At 66.9% G+C, this 5,671-nt stretch carries 7 protein-coding genes; 1 reads left to right on the forward strand and 6 read right to left on the reverse strand.

The window, feature by feature from the left end; all coding sequences use genetic code 11:
* The 3 genes from DPV74_RS38560 to DPV74_RS38570 all read right to left on the reverse strand — a co-directional run.
* The coding region (locus DPV74_RS38560; RefSeq protein ID WP_276141797.1) for a hydantoinase/oxoprolinase N-terminal domain-containing protein at nucleotides 1-1,080 on the reverse strand (1,080 nt) is incomplete at its 3' end.
* 120 nt (nucleotides 1,081-1,200) lie between these two features.
* Nucleotides 1,201-2,499 carry an MFS transporter gene (locus tag DPV74_RS38565; RefSeq protein ID WP_027790774.1) on the reverse strand — a complete coding sequence of 433 codons (1,299 nt, stop codon included), beginning with the start codon at nucleotides 2,497-2,499 and terminating at the stop codon, nucleotides 1,201-1,203.
* Between the two features lie 102 nt (nucleotides 2,500-2,601).
* A complete protein-coding gene (locus DPV74_RS38570) occupies nucleotides 2,602-3,375 on the reverse strand; it encodes a putative hydro-lyase (protein ID WP_119339091.1) in 774 nt (257 codons plus the stop codon).
* A gap of 205 nt (nucleotides 3,376-3,580) precedes the next feature.
* Between DPV74_RS38570 and DPV74_RS38575 the strand changes: the two genes are divergently transcribed.
* On the forward strand, nucleotides 3,581-4,513 hold the full coding sequence (locus tag DPV74_RS38575; protein ID WP_059695231.1) for a LysR family transcriptional regulator: 933 nt from the start codon (nucleotides 3,581-3,583) through the stop codon (nucleotides 4,511-4,513).
* 160 nt (nucleotides 4,514-4,673) lie between these two features.
* Here DPV74_RS38575 and DPV74_RS38580 read toward each other — a convergent pair whose 3' ends face one another.
* From DPV74_RS38580 to DPV74_RS38590, 3 genes are all read right to left on the reverse strand, one after another.
* Nucleotides 4,674-4,937, reverse strand: coding sequence for a hypothetical protein (locus DPV74_RS38580; RefSeq protein WP_174393873.1), 264 nt, complete (start codon nucleotides 4,935-4,937; stop codon nucleotides 4,674-4,676).
* A gap of 199 nt (nucleotides 4,938-5,136) precedes the next feature.
* Nucleotides 5,137-5,553, reverse strand: a complete 417-nt coding sequence (locus DPV74_RS38585) for a hypothetical protein (RefSeq protein WP_162923264.1) — start codon at nucleotides 5,551-5,553, stop codon at nucleotides 5,137-5,139.
* Nucleotides 5,550-5,671, reverse strand: a 122-nt coding sequence (locus DPV74_RS38590) for an IS3 family transposase (protein WP_155651108.1), incomplete at its 5' end; no start/stop codon positions are given. The genes DPV74_RS38590 and DPV74_RS38585, both read right to left, overlap by 4 nt.

Genomic DNA, 5,671 nt, shown 5'->3' on the forward strand with positions numbered 1-5,671 from the left:
CGGCCCCGGGTTCGCGCCGGCCGACTCGGGCCCGACGCGCAGCCGCGCGCCGTCGAAGCCCAGCACCGAGCCGCCGCCGGCGGCCACCGTATGGATGCTCATCATCGGCGCGCGCATCCGCACGCCGGCCACCTGCGTCTCGAACACGCGCTCGAACTCGCCGTGGTAGTGCGACACGTCCGTCGACGTGCCGCCCATGTCGAAGCCGATCACGCGCTCGAAGCCGGCCGCCTGCGCGGCGCGCACCATCCCGACGATGCCGCCGGCCGGGCCCGACAGGATCGCGTCCTTGCCCTGGAACGCGTCGGCACGCGTGAGGCCGCCGCTGCTCTGCATGAACTGCAGGTTCACGCCCGGCATCTCGTGCGCGACCTGCTCGACATAACGACGCAGGATCGGCGACAGGTACGCGTCGACGACGGTCGTGTCGCCGCGCGACACCATCTTCATCAGCGGCGACACCTCGTGCGACACCGATACCTGCGTGAAGCCGATCCGGCGCGCCAGCGCGGCCAGCGCGCGCTCGTGCGCGGTGTAGCGATAGCCGTGGATCAGCACGATCGCGAGCGCGCGCACGCCCGAGTCGTACACGCGGCGCAGCGACGCTTCGGCCTGCTCCGCGTCGAGCGGCACGACGACGTCGCCGTGCGCGCCGATGCGCTCGTCGATCTCGACGACGGTTTCGTACAGCGCATCGGGCAGCACGATGTCGAGATCGAACAGGCGCGGCCGGTTCTGGTACGCGATGCGCAGCACGTCGCGAAAACCGCGCGTCGTCGCGAGCGCGGTGCGTTCGCCCTTGCGTTCGAGCAGCGCGTTGGTCGCGACCGTCGTGCCCATCTTCACCATGTCGACGCGCTCGGGCGTGATCGGCTCGCCGGCCGCGAGGCCCAGCAGATGGCGAATCCCGGCCACGGCCGCGTCGCGGTACTGCTCGGGGTTCTCCGACAGCAGCTTGTGCGTGACGAGCGTGCCGTCGGGCCGGCGCGCGACGATGTCGGTGAACGTGCCGCCGCGGTCGATCCAGAATTGCCAGCGCGCGGCGTCGGAGGAAACGGGAGTGTCGTGTCGGTCAGTCATGATGTCGGGTCGATGCGTCGTGAAATCGAGGACGAGCGCCGCCGCACGGCGCGCGCGGCGCGCCATGTCACGGTGTCGATGAAAGGGGGAGGACAACGCGGGGCGGACTGCCCCGCCGGTTCAGGCGGCGTCGAGTTCGCGGCCGCGTGTCTCGGGCAGCGTCAGCGCGGCGACGATCACCACGCCGTATGCGGCGACCGCGAAGATGCCGATGCTCATGCCGAGCCCGTATTGCTTGGACAGCGCGCCGATCAGGAACGGGAACAGCGCACCGATCGCGCGGCCCACGTTGTAGCAGAAGCCCTGGCCGGAGCCGCGCACGCGGGTCGGGAACAGTTCGGTGAGGAATGCGCCCATCCCCGAGAAGATGCCCGATGCGAAGAAGCCGAGCGGGAAACCGAGCCACAGCATCGACGCGTTGGTCAGGTTCAGCGACGTGTACGCGAACGCGATCACCATCGAGCCGAGCGCGAACAGGATGAAGTTCGGCTTGCGGCCGAGGCGGTCGGTCAGGTACGCGCTCGTCAGGTAGCCGACCCACGAGCCGAAGATGATCATCGCCAGATAACCGCCGGTGCCCATCACCGTGAGGTGACGCTCGGTCTTCAGGAAGGTCGGCAGCCACGTCGTGATCGCGTAGTAGCCGCCCTGCGCGCCGGTCGTCAGCAGCGCCGCGCGCAGCGTCGTCGTAATCAGCTTCGGCGCGAAGATCTCGGTGAGGCGCGGCGCGTCGGCCACTTTCGCCTGCGCGGCCTTCTCCTTCTCGTAGACGTCCGGCTCCTTCACGTAGCGGCGGATCGCGACGACCAGCAGTGCCGGTGCGAGCCCGACGAGGAACAGCGCGCGCCACGCCTGCTCGGCGGGCAGCACCGAGAACAGCAGCGCATACAACAGCGCGCACAGCCCCCAGCCGATCGCCCAGCCCGACTGCACGAGGCCGACCGCCTTGCCGCGGTCGCGCGCGCGGATCACTTCGCCGATCAGCACGGCGCCGGCCGTCCATTCGCCGCCGAAGCCGAATCCCATCAGCGCGCGCGCGGCGAGCAGCTGATGGTAGTTTTGCGCGAGCCCGCACAACGCGGTGAACACGGCGAACCACAGCACCGTGAGCTGCAGTGTGCGCACGCGGCCGATCCGGTCGGACAGGATGCCGGCGATCCAGCCGCCGGCCGCCGACGCGAGCAGCGTGACCGTGCCGATGAAGCCCGCGTCCGCGAACGAGATGCCCCAGGTCGCGACGAGCGTCGGGATCACGAACGACAGCATCTGCGTGTCCATCCCGTCGAGCATGTAGCCGACCTTGCAGCTCCAGAACGCGCGGCGCTCGCGCGGCTGCGCGTCGCCGTACCACGAGAACAGGCCGTTGCGCTCGGGGCTCGCGGGCTCCGCGGCGTTCGCCGCGAGGGTCTTGCTTTCCATGGTGATGCTCCTGTCGTGATGCGCCGTCAAACGGCGGTCGTGCGTGCGGTATGTGGTGCGGTACGTCGTTCGATATGTGGTGCGGGCCGTCGTCGCCCCGGATCAGAATACGGCCAGCGACGCGTTCGTGATGTCGGTCATCAGCATGTGGCCGGGCGTGTGCGCGATCGCGATCGGCAGCTTCGCGTCCATCAGCGCGGTTTGCGGCGTCACGCCGCACGCCCAGAACACCGGCAGCTCGCCGTCGCGGATCGTCACCGCGTCGCCGAATTCGGGCGCGTTCAGGTCGGCGATGCCCAGTTCGCGCGGATCGCCGAGATGGATCGGCGCACCGTGCACGCCCGGAAACCGGCTCGTGATCTGCACCGCGCGGATCGCGTCGGCGCCGCGCATCGGCCGCATCGACACGACGAGCTGACCACCGAAGATCCCCGCCCGGCGGTTCGGGATCGACGTGCGGTACATCGGCACGTTGCGCCCCTCCTCGACGTGGCGCAGGCCGATCCCTTCGCGTGCCAGCATGTCCTCGAACGAGAACGAGCAGCCGATCGCGAACACGACGAAATCGTCGCGCCACAGCGCGTCCAGCGACTCGACGCGCTCGGTCAGGCGGCCGTCGCGGTAGACGTTGTAGCTCGGCACGTCGGTGCGGATGTCGAGATCCTCGCCGAGCGCGTCGACCCGGAACGCGCCCGGTTCGCCGACGCCCAGCAGCGGGCAGGCTTTCGGATTCGCCTGACAGAAGCGCAGGAAATCGTGCGCGTACGCATCGGGCAGGATCGCGAGGTTCGCTTGCGCGTACGGACCGCAATGGCCCGCGGTCGGGCCGCGGAATGCGCCGCGGCGCACGGACTGGCGGAATTCGGAAGGCGTCATGAGGTTCTGTCGCTTGTCGGTGTGTCGTCGGGATGACGGTGTCGTGTCATCGGATACGGCGAAGAATAGAAAAGAAAAAATTTTGTCGCCAACGAGTTTTTTTGCGCTTCGTATATAGAATTTCTTTACACGAAGCCGGGTTTTCCCCAGTCCCGTTCATTTTTTCAGCGGGACAAGCTGCGCGCCCAACGCCTTGCCGACCACCATGAACACGCGTTTTCTCGAAACCTTCGTCACGCTCGCGAAGCTGCGCAACTTCCGCACGACGGCCGCCGCGCTGCACGCGACGCCGGCCGCGATCTCGCAGCGCCTGAAGGCGCTCGAGGACGAATTGCAGACGGTACTCGTCGACCGCGACAGCCGCGAGTTCCGGCTCACGCCGAACGGCGAATACCTGCTCGGCTATGCGAAAGCCGTGGTCGAGGCGACGCAGGAACTGCAGGCCGCCGCGTCCGGCGAAAGTGCGTTGCGCGGGAAGCTGCGGCTCGGCGTGATCGAGACCGTCGTGCACAGCTGGCTGCCGCACTACATGCGGCGGCTGGCGGCCGACTATCCGCAGCTGGAAATCGACCTGACCGTCGACGTCAGCGTCGTGCTGCAGCGCCGGCTGATGGCCGGCGAGCTCGACCTGATCATCCGCGTGGAAGGCAGCGACGAAGCGTCGGTCGTGTGCGATGCGCTCGCGAACTATCCGGTGCGCTGGATCGCGCGGGCGGGGCTGCTGCCGAATACGCGCTCGGGCCTCGCGCGGCAGGTGCTGCGCCAGCCGATTCTCACGTACGGGCGCGGTACGGCGCCCCACCGTGCGCTCGAGGATATCGTCCGTACCCTTGCGCATGCGCACGGCGTGCCGCTGTCTGACACGCGCATCACCGGGTCGCCTTCCATCTCCGTGATCGTTCAACTCGTGCGCGACGGTTTCGGCGTCGCGGCGATTCCGGTGCTGTTCGTCGATGCGCTGATCGAGAGCGGCGAAGTCGTCGAGCTGCCACTGCAGCCGTCACCGCCGTCGATCGTCGTGTCGATGTCGCGGCGGGCGGATGCGCCGAGGTTCGTGCACGGCGCGTCGATTGCGGCGCGGGTCGCGTGTCACGAGTATTGCGAGAAGAGCACGCGGCGGTTGGTTGAAGCGCTTTGAGGCGTGGGTCGCGCAAGGCGGTGTTTTTCGGGTTCCTGAGCGGGTATCTCGCTTGTGACCAGGACGGGGGCGGGTCAGTGGCCCCTTAGACCGTGGGTAGGAGGATAGCTGCCGTCGAGAGACAGATGCAGCCCGGTTTCCGACTTCGAGCTGAAACTCGTCACCATCTGGTCGTGCGCGAAACCTTTCTGCAGGCTGTTCGGCACTTCGGGCGTGCCGCGTTGCCCGACACGTTGTCGTACACGCTGCGGCTGAAGACCAGGAAGCCCGGCACGAAACCCGGCGCAAAACGGCTGTCGCCGTCGTTGTCGTGCGGGGCGGCCTGCGCGCCGATGCGCGCGGCAATCGGCGTCAGTGCGACAACGGGAACGGTACGATCGCACAGCGTGCGGCGACGCTTCGCGAGCAAGGCGACATTCGGCATGGACAAGGCTCCGAACGACATCGAGTGAGGACCTTGTTGGTGGACAGACTGACGACGTGAAGTCCCGCCACCCTAGAGCCTGTTGACAATATCAAGCAAACGAAATCAAGGATCGGGGAAGCACGCGCGGTAGGGATATCCATTACTGCGCCTTGAGTTGCGGCAGGCCCTAGAGCGCGTGACCGTCGAGAAAGGCAAATTATGGCCAGAGGCTACCCTTCTCGCCTAACCCACGTGCAGCCAGGCGGACCTCGGCGTCGTCGTTCCATTTCATGCTGCCCGAAAACAGGCTGACAGAACGAGTAGCCGGAGACCAATCCCGGTCACGCAATGCATTCAGGTCAAGCGCCACGCCCGAAGCGCGAAACTCCCGCAACCGGTCCTGCACGTCTAGCCCGGGTAATTCGGCCAGGTTCCGGCAATTGAACAGCGACAGCCGTTCCAACTTCGCGCCGCACAGGTCCAGCCTCGAAAGCTGCAACTGGTCCTCGATGCGCAGGGCAGAAAGCGAGGGCAAGCGTGATAGGTCGCCCAACGTGGAAAGCCCGCGCACGCGCAGGATTTGCAGCATCTCGATGGTTGTACTTGGACCGGCCAGAGTTTCATAGACACTCACGAGCCGTTTAACGCGTAGCGCCGCTCGAACTCAATCGGTGAAAGATCGCCGGCGGAACCATGCCGACGAACCGGGTTATAAAACATTTCGATGTAATCGAACAAGTCCGAGGTCGCGG

This window comes from Burkholderia sp. HAN2018 (assembly GCF_024704855.1).
Taxonomy (GTDB): Bacteria; Pseudomonadota; Gammaproteobacteria; order Burkholderiales; family Burkholderiaceae; genus Burkholderia; species Burkholderia cepacia.

Excerpts from the sequence above, each read along its gene's own strand:
- DPV74_RS38565 (WP_027790774.1), bottom strand. The coding sequence starts at position 2,499 with ATGGAAAGCAAGACCCTCGCGGCGAACGCCGCGGAGCCCGCGAGCCCC.
- DPV74_RS38570 (WP_119339091.1), bottom strand. The coding sequence starts at position 3,375 with ATGACGCCTTCCGAATTCCGCCAGTCCGTGCGCCGCGGCGCATTCCGC.
- DPV74_RS38575 (WP_059695231.1), top strand. The coding sequence starts at position 3,581 with ATGAACACGCGTTTTCTCGAAACCTTCGTCACGCTCGCGAAGCTGCGC.
- DPV74_RS38580 (WP_174393873.1), bottom strand. The coding sequence starts at position 4,937 with ATGCCGAATGTCGCCTTGCTCGCGAAGCGTCGCCGCACGCTGTGCGAT.